Genomic DNA, 14,706 nt, shown 5'->3' with positions numbered 1-14,706 from the left:
CACGAACCACTCCCATTCGCAGCCTGAACACGGGAAAGGCCCGCAGCCACACGGCTACGGGCCCACACCCACGCGAATCCGGGTTAGCGACCGACTCAGCAGTCGCAGCGCTTCGTCTGCGCCGCAACCACCGGGCAGCCATCCGCCGCCCAGCTCAACCACCTACAGGACACCCCGAGCCGGGCAGGGAAGCCGGGCTCACTCGGCCGCCAGCAACTGCTCGAACGGAACGAAATCCGGCTCCCCCGACACTGCAGGCCGTCCCCCGGCCAGCGAAGCCAACTCCGCCCCCGCCTTCTCGATCCGCCGCTGCAACGCCCCTGAGGCCTCACCCCTGCCCCAGTCGGACGAAGCCGCGTACACGCCCGTAGCGACCGGATCCGCCTTCAAGTACCCGAACAACGGCCGCAGCTGGTAGTCGAGCACCAGGGAATGCCGTTCCGTCCCGCCCGTGGCCGCGAGCAGCACCGGCTTGCCCACCAGCGAATCCGCGTCCAGGACGTCGAAGAACGACTTGAACAACCCGCTGTAGCCCGCCGTGAACACCGGCGTCACCGCGATCAGCGCGTCCGCGCCGGTCACCGTCTCGATCGCCGTGCGCAGCTGCGGGCTCGGGAAGCCGGTCAGGAGGTTCTTCGTGATGTCCAGCGCGATGTCCCGCAACTCCACCACGGACACCGAGACCGGTTCCCCGGCCGCGGCGACGGTCGCCGCGGCCAGGCGGTCGGCCAGCAGGCGGGTCGATGAAGGCACCGACAGGCCGGCCGTCGCCACTGCGAGTTTCATACCGAAGCCTCCATCGAATCCGCCACCGAAGCCGCCTCCGGAGAAGCCGCCTTCAGGGACGCGTGCGTCGGCGCGTCCGGGACGTGCGCGGGACGCAGGGAGTCCAGCTCCTTGCGCAGCACCGGAATCACCTGCTCGCCGAGCAGGTCGAGCTGCTCCAGCACCGTCTTCAGCGGCAGGCCCGCGTGGTCCATCAGGAACAGCTGGCGCTGGTAGTCGCCGAAGTTCTCGCGGAAGGTCAGCGTCTTGTCGATGACCTCCTGCGGGCTGCCCACCGTCAGCGGCGTCTGCTCCGTGAACTCCTCCAGGGACGGGCCGTGCCCGTACACCGGCGCGTTGTCGAAGTACGGCCGGAACTCGTTCCACGCGTCCTGGGACTTCGGGCGGATGAACGCCTGGCCGCCCAGGCCGACGATCGCCTGGTCCGCCGAGCCGTGGCCGTAGTGCTCGAAGCGCCGGCGGTAGAACGAGATCAGCTGCTGGAAGTGCGACGTCGGCCAGAAGATGTGGTTGGCGAAGAAGCCGTCGCCGTAGTACGCCGCCTGCTCGGCGATCTCCGGGCTGCGGATGGACCCGTGCCAGACGAACGGCGGGACGCCGTCCAGGGGCCGCGGGGTCGACGTGAAGCCCTGGAGCGGCGTCCGGAACTTGCCGGACCAGTCGACGACGTCCTCGCGCCAGAGCCGGCGCAGCAGCGCGTAGTTCTCGATGGCCAGCGGGATGCCCTGGCGGATGTCCTGGCCGAACCACGGGTAGACCGGGCCGGTGTTGCCGCGGCCCATCATGAGGTCGACGCGGCCGTCGGCGAGGTGCTGCAGCATCGCGAAGTCCTCGGCGATCTTCACCGGGTCGTTCGTGGTGATCAGCGTCGTCGACGTCGACAGGATCAGCTTGGACGTCTGCGCCGCGATGTGGCCCAGCATCGTCGTGGGCGACGACGGGACGAACGGCGGGTTGTGGTGCTCGCCGGTCGCGAAGACGTCGAGGCCGACCTCCTCCGCCTTGAGCGCGATGCGGACCATCGCCTTGATCCGCTCGTGCTCGGTGGGCGTGGTTCCGTTCGTGGGATCGGTCGTGACGTCGCCCACCGTGAAGATTCCGAACTGCATGACCTGCTCCCTTCGCGAGCACCATCTTACATGCGCGTTCAACTACTTCCAAGCAAGAGATATTCCGGCCGTCAGGTGCTCCAGGGGCACCGGCTAAGGTCGTGGGCATGGACGCGGAGCTCGCTCGGCTGGGTTTGGCAGAACGTTCGGTACGACTACTCGCCGGTCGCGACATCTGGGCCTCGATCACCCCCTTGCTCGCCCCGCGCCGGAACCTGGTGGCCGCCTTCGGCCACGTCGGTCCCGGCGCGGCGGCCCTGCTGCCCTTGCAACCCGGAGACACGCTGATCACGGACGCGAGCCTGGACACCGTGCTGTCCGGCGCGACGAGCCCGCACGCGCTGCTGCACTGGGTCAAGGCGGGGGTGATCGTGCACTCGCTGCGGGGGCTGAACGCGAAGCTGGTGATCGCGGAGGACGACCCGTCGTTCGTCGTGGTCGGCTCGGCCGACGTCACGGCCGCCGGCCCGCGGCAGCTGTTCGAGGCCGTCACGCTCTCCCACGAGCGGCAGACCGTCGAGGAGGCCCAGGAGGCCTGGCTCGAGTGGTGCGACCTCGCGGGCCCCTCGCTGACCGCCGGTGACCTGGAGCCGCTGCTGGAGCAGTACGGCGCCGGCAAGCCGGTCACGGCCCGCCCCGCGGCGACCCGGCCCGCCGCCGCCCGGCCGGTGGTGACCAGCCGCCCGGTGACGCCGGTCCGGCCCGCGGCCGCGACGCCGCCGCCCTCACCGGTGCGCCCCGCGGCTCCCGCGCCTTCGCCCGTCCGCCCGGCTCCCACGCCGCCCGCCTCCCCGGTGCGCCCGGGCGTTCCGGGCGCGGCTCCGTCGGGCGTGATCCGCCCGGGTGTTCCCGGAGGCCCGGCCGCGACGTCTGCGGCCCGCCCCGGCGTCCCCGCCGAGGTCGCGAGCCCCGAACAGCCCGCCACGGCCCCGCCGGCCGCCTCCGCCGCCGAGCCGGGCACCACGCAGCCGGAACAGCCGGAACCGGCCACGCCCGCCGCTGCCGAGGCCGGTTCGCCGGCCGGCACCGCGGAACCGGTTGCGGCCGAACCGGAAGCCAACGAAGCCTCCGAAGGCACTGAAGCCCCCGAAGCCACTGACGTGCCCCGGCCGTCCTGGCCGCGCCCGGCCGAGCTGTACCTGGTCAGCCTCGTCGAAGGCGGCGAACCGAACGCCGAGGCCGCGTACCGGCTCGAAGAGCTGCAGCGCGAATACACCCACCCCGGCGAGGACGGCGAATCACCGTTCCGCGTCGAGCTGCTCTGGGCCGACGACGGCCAGGGCCAGGACCCGCCGCGCACGCTCCGCGCGGGGGTGCACGTGATCCCCGTCTACAGCCAGAAGCAGGGCCGCCCCCTCGTCGGGTCGCGGATCGAGGCCCCCGGTCTCGTCCTGCAGGCCTACATCGACGAATTCGCGTACCCCCGCCGGACGTACTGCTACGTCCTGACCCGGCAGTCGGCCGCCAAACCGGCCTTCGGCGACCTCCGCAAGGCCCTCGCCACGATCGGCGAGAAGCCGAACTTCCGGAACAGCTTCCAGGTCCCGCGGAAGATCGAAGCCCTGCTGGGCCTGTGGCCCGACCTGGGCTACGACCCCCGCTGACGGGCGGCGTACGCCACTCCGGGGACGGGAGCGCGCGAAAGTTGTCGGGGTGGGCGGATATCCTGCACTACGGTGCAGGCGAGTCCGCACCACCACCAGCACTTTCGCGAGCCACGATCCGGGAGAACGACCCTGTGACTGCCGAGACCTTGTACGGGGCCGACGACCTGACGCATCTCGAGGGTCTCGAAGCCGTCCGCAAACGACCCGGGATGTACATCGGCTCCACCGACAGCCGGGGCATCAACCACCTCTTCTCGGAGGTGGTGGACAACTCCACGGACGAAGGGGTCGCCGGCCACGCGACGAAGATCGTCGTCACCCTGCACGCCGACGGCAGCGTCCAGGTGGACGACGACGGCCGCGGCATCCCGACCGGCACCCACGCCAAGTCCGGTTTGTCCGGTGTCGAGCTGGTGCTGACGCGCCTGCACGCGGGTGGCAAGTTCGGCGGCTCGGGCTACAAGACCTCCGGCGGCCTGCACGGCGTCGGCGCTTCGGCGGTCAACGCGCTGTCGCACCGCTTCGACGTCACGGTGAAGCAGGACGGCAAGGTCCACCAGATGTCGTTCAAGCACGGCGTCCCGGGCACGTTCGACGCGCCCGGCCCGAAGGCGAAGTTCACCCGCCGGTCCGGGCTGAACCTCACCGGCAAGATGAAGCGCGGCGAGCGCAGCGGCACGTCGATCCGCTACTGGTACGACGCGCGCTACTTCGAGTCCGGCGCGGCGCTCGACGTCGACGGCGTACGGGCCAAGCTGCGCAACACCGCGTTCCTCGTCCCGGGCGTCACGTACGTGCTGCGCACCGCGATCGAAGACACGATCAACGAGGAAACCTTCCACTTCCCGCACGGCCTGGTCGACATGGTCGACTTCCTCACGCCGTCGGGCGAGAAGCCGGTCTGCGGCACGCTGCTGATCACCGGCGAAGGCACGTACAAGGAGAACGCGGCCGACGCCGCCGGGGTGATGCAGTCCAATGTGGAGCGCCACGCCGAGGTCGAGGTGGCGATGCGCTGGGGCACCGGCTACGAGCGCACGGTCGAGTGCTTCACCAACACGATCCGCAACGTCCACGGCGGCACGCACCGCCGCGGCTTCGACCGCGCGGTGACGAAGGCGCTGCAGGAGGCCATCTCCAAGACCCGCGGGCTGCTCAAGCCCAAGGAGGACATGCCGACCCTCGAGGACGTCCTCGAGGGCATGACGGCCGTGGTGCACGTCCGGCTGCCGGAGCCGCAGTTCACCTCACAGACCAAGGACGAGCTGTCCACCGCCGGGATCACCCGGGTCCTGCAGGCCATCGTCGACAAGCACGTCAAGGCCTGGACCGAGGATCGCAAGACCAAGTCCGAGGCGAAGGTCGTGCTGCAGAAGGTGGTCGACGCCTCGCGCGTCCGCCTCACCCAGAAGCAGCAGAAGGACGCCGCCCGGCGCAAGACCGCCCTGGAAGGCGCGGCGATGCCGCCGAAGCTGGTCGACTGCCGCACCACCGGCGTCTCCCGCAGTGAGCTGTTCCTGGTCGAGGGCGACAGCGCGCTGGGGTCGGCGCGGATGGCGCGCGTCTCGGAGTACCAGGCGCTGCTGCCGCTGCGCGGCAAGATCCTGAACGTCCAGAAGGCGTCGCTGGGTGACACGCTGAAGAACGCCGAGATCGCGTCGATCGTCCAGGTGCTCGGCGCGGGCACCGGGCGCACGTTCGACCTGTCGACCATGCGCTACGGCCGGGTGATCCTGATGGCCGACGCCGACGTGGACGGCTCGCACATCCGCACGCTGCTGATCACGCTGTTCGCGAAGTACATGCGCCCGGTGATCGAGGACGGCCGGCTTTACGCGGCGATGCCGCCGCTGCACAAGCTCGTCACGAAGGGCCGCAACCCGGAAACGCACTTCACGTACACGCAGCAGGAGATGGAGACGAAGTTCGCCGAGCTGGAGAAGGCGGGCAAGAGCATCGTCACCCCGGTGCCGCGGTTCAAGGGTCTCGGCGAGATGGACGCCGACGAGCTGTGGGAGACCACGATGAACCCGGCCACCCGCTCGGTCCGCCGCATCACCATGGACGACGTCGAAGCCGCCGAAGGCGCGCTGGAACTGCTGATGGGCGAGAAGGTCGAGCCCCGGCGGAACTGGCTGGTCGCCTCTTCGGACCGGATCGACCGCGAAGCCATCGACGCCTGAGTTTTTCATAGCTACCAAGGAGTTCTGCCGTGGCACGCCGCAAGGGCACCACCACCAAGGTCGATCCGAGCGCGTTCGACGCCGCCGGGGCGCAGGTCTTCGAGAACCCGCTGAAGACCGAGATCGAAGACTCCTACCTGGAGTACGCGTATTCGGTCATCCACTCGCGCGCCCTGCCGGACGCGCGGGACGGGCTCAAGCCGGTGCACCGCCGGATCCTGTACTCGATGAACGAGAACGGCTACCGCCCGACGCACGCGTACGTGAAGTCGTCGCGCGTGGTCGGTGACGTGATGGGCAAGTACCACCCGCACGGCGACGTCGCGATCTACGACGCGATGGTGCGGCTGGCGCAGGACTTCTCGCTGAACGTCCCGCTGATCGACGGTCACGGCAACTTCGGCTCCCCCGACGACGGCCCGGCCGCCAGCCGGTACACCGAAGCACGGATGTCGCCGGAGGCGATGCAGCTGGTCGGCGAGCTCGGCGAGGACACCGTCGACTTCCGGCCGAACTACGACGGTTCGCTCGAGGAGCCGTCCGTGCTGCCCGCGGCGTTCCCGAACCTGCTGGTCAACGGCACGTCCGGGATCGCGGTCGGGATGGCGACCAACATGATCCCGCACAACCTCGGCGAGGTCGTCGCCGCGGCGCGGTGGCTGATCACGCACCCGTCCGCGACGCTCGACAAGCTGATGGAGTTCGTGCCCGGCCCCGACCTGCCGACCGGCGGCAAGCTGCTGGGCCTCGACGAGGTCCGCCGCGCCTACGAGACCGGCCGCGGCGTGGTCCGGATGCGCGCGAGCGTCGAGACCGGCCCCCTGGAGGGCAGCCGCGGGCGGCAGGCGATCACCGTCACCGAGCTGCCCTACGGCGTCGGCCCGGAGAAGGTGATCGAGAAGATCACCGACGAGGTCAACAAGTCCAAGCGGCTCACCGGCATCGCCGACGTCAAGGACCTCACCGACCGCGAGAACGGCACGCGGCTGGTCATCGAGTGCAAGGTCGGCGTCAACCCGCAGGCGCTGCTGGCCGACCTCTACCGGCTGACGCCGCTGGAGCAGTCGTTCGGCATCAACAACCTGGTCCTCGTCGACGGCCAGCCGCAGACCCTGGGCCTGAAGGAACTCCTGGAGGTCTTCCTCCGCCACCGCTACGACGTCGTCACGCGGCGCACGAAGTACCGGCGCCGCAAGCGCGAAGAGCGCCTGCACCTGGTCGACGGCCTGCTGATCGCGCTGCTGAACATCGACAAGGTGATCAAGCTCATCCGCGAAAGCGAGAACGCGCAGGCCGCGAAGGACGGCCTGATGACGCGCTTCAAGCTGTCGGAGATCCAGGCGACGTACATCCTGGACACGCCGCTGCGCCGCCTCACGAAGTACGACCGGCTGGAGCTGGAGTCGGAGCAGGAGCGGCTGCGCGAGGAGATCGCGGAGCTGACCAAGATCCTCGACGACGAGTCGGTGCTGAAGAAGCTCGTCTCGGCGGAGCTGGCGAAGGTCGCGAAGGACTTCACGACCGAGCGCCGCACCGCGCTGATCGACGGCGACCTGAAGGAGGTCCTAGCCGCGTCGAAGCCGTCCGGGCCCCTCGAAGTCGCGGACGACCCGTGCCAGGTGATCCTGTCGGCGACCGGGCTGGTGGCGCGCACCGCGGCCGAGTCGGAGGAAGCGACGGAGACGCGGCGCCGCAACGGCCGCGTGAAGCACGACGCGGTGGCGGCCCTGGTCCACACGACCGCGCGCGGGCAGGTGCTGCTGGTGACCAGCCGCGGCCGGGCGTTCAAGACCGACGTGCTGCCGCTGCCGGTGCTGCCGGAGCAGGCCGGCACGGTCTCGCTGCGCGGCGGCATGGCGGCGAAGGAACTGGTGCCGCTGGAGAAGGGCGAGACGGTCGTCGGGATCGCGCCGCTGGGCGAGCAGGCGGCGGCCTCGCCGGGCCTGGCGCTCGGCACGAAGGCCGGCGTCGTGAAGATCTGTTCACCGGAGTGGCCGGTCCGCTCGGACGAGTTCGAAGTGATCTCGTTGAAGGACGGCGACGAGGTCGTCGGCGCAACGTGGCTGACGGACGGCTCGGAGACGCTGGCGTTCGTGTCGTCGGAGGCGTCGCTGCTGAAGTACCCGGCGTCCCTGGTCCGCCCGCAGGGTCTCAAGGGCGGCGGCATGGCGGGCATCAACGTGGGTTCGGGCTCGGTGGTGTTCTTCGGCGCCGTCCGCACGGACGACGACGAGCACGGCGAGCCGATGGTGATCACCGCGACGGGCCAGAGCGTGAAGGTGACACCGTTCAGCGAGTACCCGGCCAAGGGCCGCGCCACGGGCGGCGTCCGGGCGCAGCGGTTCCTCAAGGGCGAGACGGAGCTGCGGGTGGCGTGGATCGGCCCACGCCCGGCGGGCGCGGCCCGCAACGGCGACCCGGTGGAGCTCCCGGAGATCGACGTCCGCCGCGACGGCTCGGGCCACGCCCACCCGGGCCCGGACGTGGTGGGCCACCTCATCGAACGCGGCTGACGGTCGTGAGTGTTTAGGCGGGTTAGAACCCGCCTAAACACTCACGACCCGCTAGCCGACCTTGAACGACTGAGCGGCGCTGCCGCTGCAGGCCGCCTGGACCAGCTGGACGCTGTCCGCCGTCGACGAGCCCGGCACGGTCAGGCACTTGCCGCTGTGGCGGGCGGCGAAGTGGTAGTAGCCGCCACCTTCGGAGACCGGCTGCCACTGCTGGTTGCCGCCGCCGCTGTAGGACCACAGCTGCAGCCCGGCGTTGTCCGCGGTCGAGACGTCGGTGACGTCGATGACCTCGGCCGTGTTCGTCCGGTTGTTGATCCGGTCGTAGCCGCCGCTGGTCGGGGCGAACTGGTACTGCTGGGCCGCGGTGCCGTTGCAGGTGTACTGCTGGATCACCGTGCCGTTGGCGCTGCCGGCCGCGCGGGCGTCGACGCACTTGCCGGACGCCTTGTTCGTCACCGCGTAGAACGCCGCGGGGTCGATCGTGCCCGGGTCGGTCGGCCCGGTCGAGCCGCCGCCGAGCCACTTGAGCCCGTCGAGCACGAACCGGTTCTGGTCGGCGCTCTCGAACGTCGACGACAGCGCCGTGTTCGTCTCGTAGTTCATCGCGTTGTGGCCGAAGTTGGCGTAGAGCATCTTGTAGTTCTTGTTCGTCCACGCGATCGGGTAGTAGCCGCTGTACCAGGTCTGGTTCGGGTCGGTGCCGATCGGGAAGGTGCCCTGGTCCATCGACGCCAGGACGGTGATGTTGCCGTTCTGGCGCAGGTCGTTCTGCCAGGCGTACCACTCCGACGTCGACGACCGGATCGTCGCCGGCAGGTTCGCCGTCGACGGGTGCGTGCGGTTCTCGATCTTCAGGGTCTCCGGGGTCGGGCCCCACGTGTTCGACGTGAACCGGCCGGTGCCGAGGAAGTCGTTGTGGAACCAGTTCGCGTAGAACGGCGTCGAGCTGTCGTTGTAGGCGGTGACGTGGAAGCCGAAGAACCCGCCGCCCGCCTGCATGTACCGCTGGAAGCCCTGGAACTGCGCCTGCGACTGCGGCTGGTCGTCGAGGAACAGCACCACCTGGTACTGGTCCGGGGTGAGGGTGGTGAGCTGGTTCCAGTTGGTCGTCGCGGTGTAGGTGAACCCGTTGGCCGCCGCCTGCTGCGGGAACCAGACGTTCGCTTCCTTCTCGAAGCTGATGTGCGCGGCGTCGTACGTGCCGCTGTAGAACGCCAGGACCTTGAACGGGGTGGCGGCCTGCACGGGCGGGCCACCCAGGCTCAGCCCGAGGCAGGCGGCGAAGAACGCCAGGATCCGGATCAGCGGACGGCGGGATCTCATGGGCGGACCTTTCCGTGGGGGACGGGGATCACCAGGGGCGGTGCGGGTACCGCAGGCCGAAGCCGAACGGGAACAGCGCGGGCTTGCCGTCGCCGGCGTTGATCGGCTGCTGGTCGGCGCTGCGCATCCAGGTCACCGGCAGCTTGCCGGTGGGGTTGTAGTCGCCGAAGAGGACGTCGGCCACGCCCTGCCCTTCGCTGCCCGGCAGCCAGGATTCGACGAGCCCGGCCCAGTCCGGCAGCTGCGCGGCGATGTCGAGCGGGCGCCCGGACACCAGCACGACCACCGTCGGCACGCCGGAGTCCTTCAGCTTCTGGAGCGTGGCGAGGTCGGTGGCGTCCAGCCCCATCCCCTGGGGACGGTCGCCCTTGCCTTCGGCGTACGGCGTCTCCCCCACGACCGCGACGGCGACGTCGTAGCTCTTGTCGATCCCCGTGCCGTCCTTGGCGAAGGTGACCTGCGCGGACTTCTGCCGGATGCCCTGCAGGATGGTGGTGCCCGGGATGACCGGGCCGCTGGTGCCCTGCCAGCCGACCGTCCAGCCGCCGGACTGGTTGCCGAGGTCGTCGGCGTTCTTGCCGGCCACGAAGACCTTGCCGCGCTTCGAAAGCGGCAGGACACGCCCCTCGTTCTTCAGCAGCACCTGGGATTCCCGCACGGCCTGGCGCGCCAGCTCGCGGTGCGGCTTGCTGCCGATCGTGGCCAGGAACCGCCGGTCGGTCAGCGGGTGCTCGAACAGGCCGAGCTCGAACTTCTTGGTGAGGATGCGGCGGTTGGCGTCGTCGATCCGGGACATCGGCACGCGCCCCTGGTCCACCAGCGACCGCAGCGTGTCGATGAACTTCTGCCACGCGTAGGGCACCATCACCATGTCGATGCCGGCGTTGATCGACGCCTCGACCTCTTCCGGGGTGAAGCCGCTCTGGCCGTCGATCTTGTCGACGCCGTTGTAGTCGGAGACGACGATCCCGGTGAACCCGAGTTCCTTCTTGAGGACGTCGTTGATCAGGTAGGAGCCGGCGTGCATCTTGACGCCGTTCCAGCTGCTGTAGGAGATCATCACCGAGCCGACACCGCGCTGGATCGCGGCCTTGAACGGCGGGAGGTGGATCGCGCGCAGCTCCTGCTCGCTGATCTCGGTGTTGCCTTCGTTGACACCGCCGGTGGTGCCGCCGTCGCCGACGTAGTGCTTGGCGGTGGCCATGACCGAGCCGGGCCGGTTCAGCGCGTTCCCTTGCAGGCCGGTGATGATCGACGTCATCTGCGTGGCGAGCTGCGGAACCTCGCCGAAGGATTCGTAGGTCCGGCCCCAGCGGTCGTTGCGGGCGACGCACAGGCAGGGCGCGAAGTCCCAGTCGATCCCGGTGCCGGAGACCTCTTCCGCGGTGGCGCGCCCGATCTTCTCGACCAGCCGCGGATCGCGTGTCGCGCCGAGGCCGATGTTGTGCGGGAAGACGGTGGCGCCGTAGAGGCCGTTGTGGCCGTGAACGGCGTCGACACCGTAGATCAGCGGAATGCCCAGCGGCGTGGCGAGCGCGGCTTTCTGGAAGCCGTCGTACATGTCGGCCCAGGTGACGGGCGTGTTCGGGGTCGGCTGCGAGCTGCCGCCGGAAAGCAGCGAGCCGAGCCGTCCGGTGGTGACGTCCGCCGGGCTGCTGACCCCGAGCCGTTCGGCCTGCATCATCTGGCCGAGCTTGTCGTCGAGGGACATCCGGCTGAGCAGGTCCGCCACCCGCACCTTGACCGGCCGCCAGGAGTCCTTGTAGGCCGGGCCGTTCCCGGCCAGCGCGGGTGTTTCCGACGTCAGCAGCAACGCGAGAGCCAGCGCGCCGATGCCCAGCCTGCGTCCGAGGCGCATCCGGGTCCTCCTCGTCGAGAGACCAAAATTCACGCCTTGAATTAATACATAGCCGTTCCCGGTTGGTCCAGACCTCTACGGGAACTCGGTTGCCGCTCAGCGGGATGGCACTTCCGGTCGGGAACTGGCCTGATTCGGTCCTACGGTGTGCTCATGACCCGAGAACACGAAGACCTCCTGGGCCTCCTGGCCGAAGTCCGCAAGCGCTTGCTGATCCCGGCCCGCGACCTCTCGGACGCCGACGCGGCCAAGCGCACGACGGTCAGCGACCTGACCCTCGGCGGCTTGATCCGCCACCTGGCCACGGGCGAGCGCCTGTGGCTCCGGATCCTGCGCACGGCCGACGGATCCCTGCCGGACGGCATGCTGGACACGGACCAGTACGCGATGAGCGAGACGCTGTCCCACTGGCTCACGGCTTACGCGGAGGCCGCCGCGGCGACGGACGAGTACGTGGCTTCGCTGCCTTCACTGGACGTCGAGGTGCAGCTGCCGACGACGCCGTGGTCACCCCCGGAACCCCGGTTCTGGTCGGCCCGCCGGATCATCCTGCACCTGATCCACGAGACGGCCCAGCACGCCGGCCACGCGGACATCATCCGCGAATCCCTGGACGGCGCGAACTCCACCGCCCAGCTCGGCTGACTACTTCGGGCTCTTCGGCTTTCGCACCCGGCGACGAGAAGAAGGCACCCGTGATCCATCTCCGCGTTCCGGCCCGCGCAGGGTCACGACGAACAATGGACGAGTTCGGGTTCGCGTGAAGCGGGTGCACCACACCCTCGGCATTGTCCGCGGTGTGGCGCCGGAGCCGTTTCCGCCAATGCCGTCGCGGTCCTCCACGCAGACCGCCGCCCTCAAGGGACGGCTTCACGATAACACGAAGAGAGTCACCGATCCGAGCGCAGCGAAGCCGGGTCGAAGGACTCCCAATACGCGTCCTCGTCGTCAACACCGGCAGCGGGCTCCGGTGACGAAGGCGAAGAAGCCCCCAGCCGCTCGGCCCGCTGCCGTTGGAACTCCTCGACCGTCATGCCCGGGTCGTCGTCCTCGGCGCGGGCCGGGGCCGGCATGCCGGTCATCTGCTCGATCATCGCCGTCATGTCCTCGCCGAGCAGCAAGGCCACCTTGTTGTAGCCGTCCTGGGTCGCCTCGCGCATCGCCGCCTGGGCGATCTCCACCACCAACGGCCCCAGGCGCTCGCCCAGATCGACCGCCGAGGGGGCCAGCCACAGCCGCAGGAGCTTTCCGCGGGCGTCGACCGTCACCTCGACCTGGCCGTCGAGGTCGTGGGCCGTGCCCGACGCCGACGCGAGCAGTTCCTCCACGCGGGCCATGGCTTCTTCGCGGGCGCGGGCCTGGGCGATCAGCTGGCGGGTCGTGATCACCGCGGTCCCCCACCGTAGGAGTAGGTCTCGGCGTCCGGGTCGTCGTCCGGAATCGGCTCGTAGCCCAGGGTTTCCAGCTGTTCGCGGTCGACGACGGGCGACAGCGCGTGGTACATCCGGTCGCCCGCGCGGCGGGTCGCGCGCTGGGCCAGCTCGAAGATCCGGTCGGCGAGCACCGCGGACCCGTGCCGCAGCTCCGAGCGGTGGATCGACACGCCGGTCAGCAACCCGCCCGGCGCCACCTGGACTTCGATCCCGTCGGACGCGGCCTTGCCCACCACCGGACCCGAGCGGGCCAGGCGTGCGGACACCTCCTCGCCCGCGCGCGAGGCCTGTTCGGCGATCCGCGCGGACGCCAGGTCGATGTCGAATTCAGCCACAGCTCACCCCGTAGGCCGGTAGAAGCCGATGAACGACTGCCCCGCGTTCGTGGTGCGGATCTTGCTGATCTGCACCGGGTCGCCCGCCTCGATCATCTGGCCGTCGCCGATCACCATCGCCACGTGCCCGGACCACACCACGAGGTCGCCGGGCAGCAGCTGGTCGATCGAGGGCACCTCGGCCCCGACCGTCTGCTGCGCCGCCGTCCGCGGCAGCTGCATGCCCGCGTCCTGGTACGACGTCATGGTCAGCCCGCTGCAGTCGAGGCCGACGCCGCGGGCGGTGCCGCCCCACACGTACGGCACGCCGAGCTGGGAAAGCGCGTTGCGCACGGCCTTCGCCGCGGTTTCGTTCGGCGCCATCACCTGCCTGCCGCCGGGCAGGTTGATCGCGACGCCGCTGCCGGGCTGCGGCGGGATCGCCACCGGCAGCCGCGGTTTGTGGACGGCGCCACCGCCGCCACCGCCGCCCCCACCTCCCCCGCCGCCGCCTCCGCCGTTCGAACCGCCGGAGTACCCGCTGTTGCTGTTGAACGACGATCCGACCTTGGTCGAGGGAGCGGAGGCCGAAGACGACGACGTCGTCTGCTCCTCGCCACCGAGGCGGGTGCCGATGGCGGTCAGGTCGTTGATCGTCTGCTCGCTGAACGTCGCCGCCTGCCCGGTGAGCTGGCTGATCTTCGTCTGCAGCTTCATCAGGATGTCGCGCGAAGCGGCGCCGCGGCTCTCCGGCGGCTGGATGGTCTTCACCGCTTCCAGCGCCTTCATCGACGCCGCGATCTCCTTGATGATCCGGTCGCGGACCTGGTCGTTCTTGATCTCGCCGACGTGCAGGGTCTCGGCCGCCTCCGCGACGGCCTTCTCGATCTCGGCGCTCTCGTCGAGGAGGTCCTGGACCTCCTTCTCCAGGCTCTGTGACGTCGCCGTGGCGCGGTCGGTCGTCGAGCCGGAACTGGCCGAAGCCAGCGAAACGCGCTGCTCGGACGCGACATCGCGGGTGCGGCCCACCGACGTCTGCAGCGCGACGTGCGCGTCCCGCGCGCCGCCGATGGCCGCCGGGTCGTGGCGCAGCTTCTGCGCGAACTGGTTCGTCGTGTCCAGGTGGTGCCGGACGAGCTGGTCGGTGTGCTCGGTCACGCGTCGCCCTGCCCCAGATCGCCACCGAGCCGCCGGACGACGTCGCCGTGCTCGCCCTCGACCGCCGCGTAGTTGCGGTCGGTCTGCCGGGCGGCTTCGCCGACCTGCCCCCAGCCGCCGCCGACGCGGTGCATCTTCTCCTGCAGCGCGCGCATCCGGCCGCTGTAGGCGCCGGAGAAGCCGGACTCGCCGCCCATCTCCGAAAAGCCGTGGCCGCCGAGCGTCACGTGCGGGCCGACGTGCCGCTCCGCGGCCCCCTTGACGTCTTCCCCGAGCGGGTCGACTTCGCGCGCGTACCGCGTGTACGCGCCCTCATCGACGTGAAACCCCGAACCGTCCACTGGCCCTCCCTGTCACCGGAGGTGCGACGTGCGCCCGGCATCCCCGGTTCCCCTGGTGCGGGAATCAGCGTAGTCCAACGT

12 protein-coding genes are annotated in these 14,706 nt (G+C 69.9%); 4 read left to right on the top strand and 8 right to left on the bottom strand.

The window, feature by feature from the left end:
• Positions 1 to 198 precede the first annotated feature (198 nt).
• Entirely contained in the window at positions 199 to 786 is a 588-nt protein-coding gene (locus C2L58_RS44750; protein WP_103343701.1) for an FMN reductase, read from the bottom strand.
• Positions 783 to 1,895 carry an LLM class flavin-dependent oxidoreductase gene (locus tag C2L58_RS44745; protein ID WP_103343700.1) on the bottom strand — a complete coding sequence of 371 codons (1,113 nt, stop codon included), beginning with the start codon at positions 1,893 to 1,895 and terminating at the stop codon, positions 783 to 785. Before C2L58_RS44745 ends, C2L58_RS44750 begins: the two co-directional genes overlap by 4 nt.
• Positions 1,896 to 2,002: 107 nt before the next feature.
• On the opposite strand from C2L58_RS44745, the gene C2L58_RS44740 reads away from it, so the two are divergent.
• From C2L58_RS44740 to C2L58_RS44730, 3 genes are all read left to right on the top strand, one after another.
• Positions 2,003 to 3,499, top strand: coding sequence for a hypothetical protein (locus C2L58_RS44740; RefSeq protein ID WP_103343699.1), 1,497 nt, complete (start codon positions 2,003 to 2,005; stop codon positions 3,497 to 3,499).
• 134 nt (positions 3,500 to 3,633) lie between these two features.
• Positions 3,634 to 5,685 (top strand): DNA gyrase/topoisomerase IV subunit B, encoded by a 2,052-nt coding sequence (locus C2L58_RS44735; RefSeq protein ID WP_103343698.1) that lies wholly within the window; start codon positions 3,634 to 3,636, stop codon positions 5,683 to 5,685.
• Between the two features lie 29 nt (positions 5,686 to 5,714).
• Complete coding sequence (locus C2L58_RS44730) at positions 5,715 to 8,198, top strand: DNA gyrase/topoisomerase IV subunit A (RefSeq protein ID WP_103343697.1); 2,484 nt, start codon at positions 5,715 to 5,717, stop codon at positions 8,196 to 8,198.
• 51 nt (positions 8,199 to 8,249) lie between these two features.
• Here the strand turns inward: C2L58_RS44730 and C2L58_RS44725 are convergent, their stop codons facing one another.
• Positions 8,250 to 9,521 carry a ThuA domain-containing protein gene (locus C2L58_RS44725; RefSeq protein ID WP_103343696.1) on the bottom strand — a complete coding sequence of 424 codons (1,272 nt, stop codon included), beginning with the start codon at positions 9,519 to 9,521 and terminating at the stop codon, positions 8,250 to 8,252.
• Positions 9,522 to 9,549: 28 nt separating this feature from the next.
• Positions 9,550 to 11,379 (bottom strand): glycoside hydrolase family 3 protein, encoded by a 1,830-nt coding sequence (locus tag C2L58_RS44720; RefSeq protein WP_103343695.1) that lies wholly within the window; start codon positions 11,377 to 11,379, stop codon positions 9,550 to 9,552.
• 153 nt (positions 11,380 to 11,532) lie between these two features.
• Here C2L58_RS44720 and C2L58_RS44715 point away from each other — a divergent pair, with 153 nt between their 5' ends.
• Entirely contained in the window at positions 11,533 to 12,024 is a 492-nt protein-coding gene (locus tag C2L58_RS44715) for a mycothiol transferase (RefSeq protein ID WP_103343694.1), read from the top strand.
• 245 nt (positions 12,025 to 12,269) lie between these two features.
• Here the strand turns inward: C2L58_RS44715 and C2L58_RS44710 are convergent, their stop codons facing one another.
• Genes C2L58_RS44710 through C2L58_RS44695 form a run of 4 tightly spaced genes read right to left on the bottom strand, consistent with a single transcriptional unit; the run spans position 12,270 to position 14,625 of the window.
• Positions 12,270 to 12,767: a YbaB/EbfC family nucleoid-associated protein gene (locus tag C2L58_RS44710; RefSeq protein WP_103343693.1), complete on the bottom strand. Its 498-nt coding sequence runs from the start codon at positions 12,765 to 12,767 to the stop codon at positions 12,270 to 12,272.
• Complete coding sequence (locus C2L58_RS44705) at positions 12,764 to 13,147, bottom strand: hypothetical protein (protein ID WP_103343692.1); 384 nt, start codon at positions 13,145 to 13,147, stop codon at positions 12,764 to 12,766. The genes C2L58_RS44710 and C2L58_RS44705 overlap by 4 nt, the downstream gene beginning before the upstream one ends.
• A gap of 3 nt (positions 13,148 to 13,150) precedes the next feature.
• Complete coding sequence (locus C2L58_RS44700; RefSeq protein WP_103343691.1) at positions 13,151 to 14,284, bottom strand: C40 family peptidase; 1,134 nt, start codon at positions 14,282 to 14,284, stop codon at positions 13,151 to 13,153.
• Positions 14,281 to 14,625: a hypothetical protein gene (locus tag C2L58_RS44695; RefSeq protein WP_103343690.1), complete on the bottom strand. Its 345-nt coding sequence runs from the start codon at positions 14,623 to 14,625 to the stop codon at positions 14,281 to 14,283. The genes C2L58_RS44700 and C2L58_RS44695 overlap by 4 nt, the downstream gene beginning before the upstream one ends.
• Between the last annotated feature and the right edge of the window lie 81 nt (positions 14,626 to 14,706).

The organism is Amycolatopsis sp. CA-126428 (assembly GCF_002904335.1).
In the GTDB taxonomy this organism is placed as follows: domain Bacteria; phylum Actinomycetota; class Actinomycetes; order Mycobacteriales; family Pseudonocardiaceae; genus Amycolatopsis.
This window is presented reverse-complemented; position numbering and strand designations above follow the sequence as displayed.

Bases quoted from the DNA above. Each gene is read 5' to 3' on its own strand.
- C2L58_RS44715 (WP_103343694.1), top strand. From the start codon at position 11,533: ATGACCCGAGAACACGAAGACCTCCTGGGCCTCCTGGCCGAAGTCCGC.
- C2L58_RS44750 (WP_103343701.1), bottom strand. From the start codon at position 786: ATGAAACTCGCAGTGGCGACGGCCGGCCTGTCGGTGCCTTCATCGACC.
- C2L58_RS44745 (WP_103343700.1), bottom strand. From the start codon at position 1,895: ATGCAGTTCGGAATCTTCACGGTGGGCGACGTCACGACCGATCCCACG.
- C2L58_RS44725 (WP_103343696.1), bottom strand. From the start codon at position 9,521: ATGAGATCCCGCCGTCCGCTGATCCGGATCCTGGCGTTCTTCGCCGCC.
- C2L58_RS44720 (WP_103343695.1), bottom strand. From the start codon at position 11,379: ATGCGCCTCGGACGCAGGCTGGGCATCGGCGCGCTGGCTCTCGCGTTG.
- C2L58_RS44740 (WP_103343699.1), top strand. From the start codon at position 2,003: ATGGACGCGGAGCTCGCTCGGCTGGGTTTGGCAGAACGTTCGGTACGA.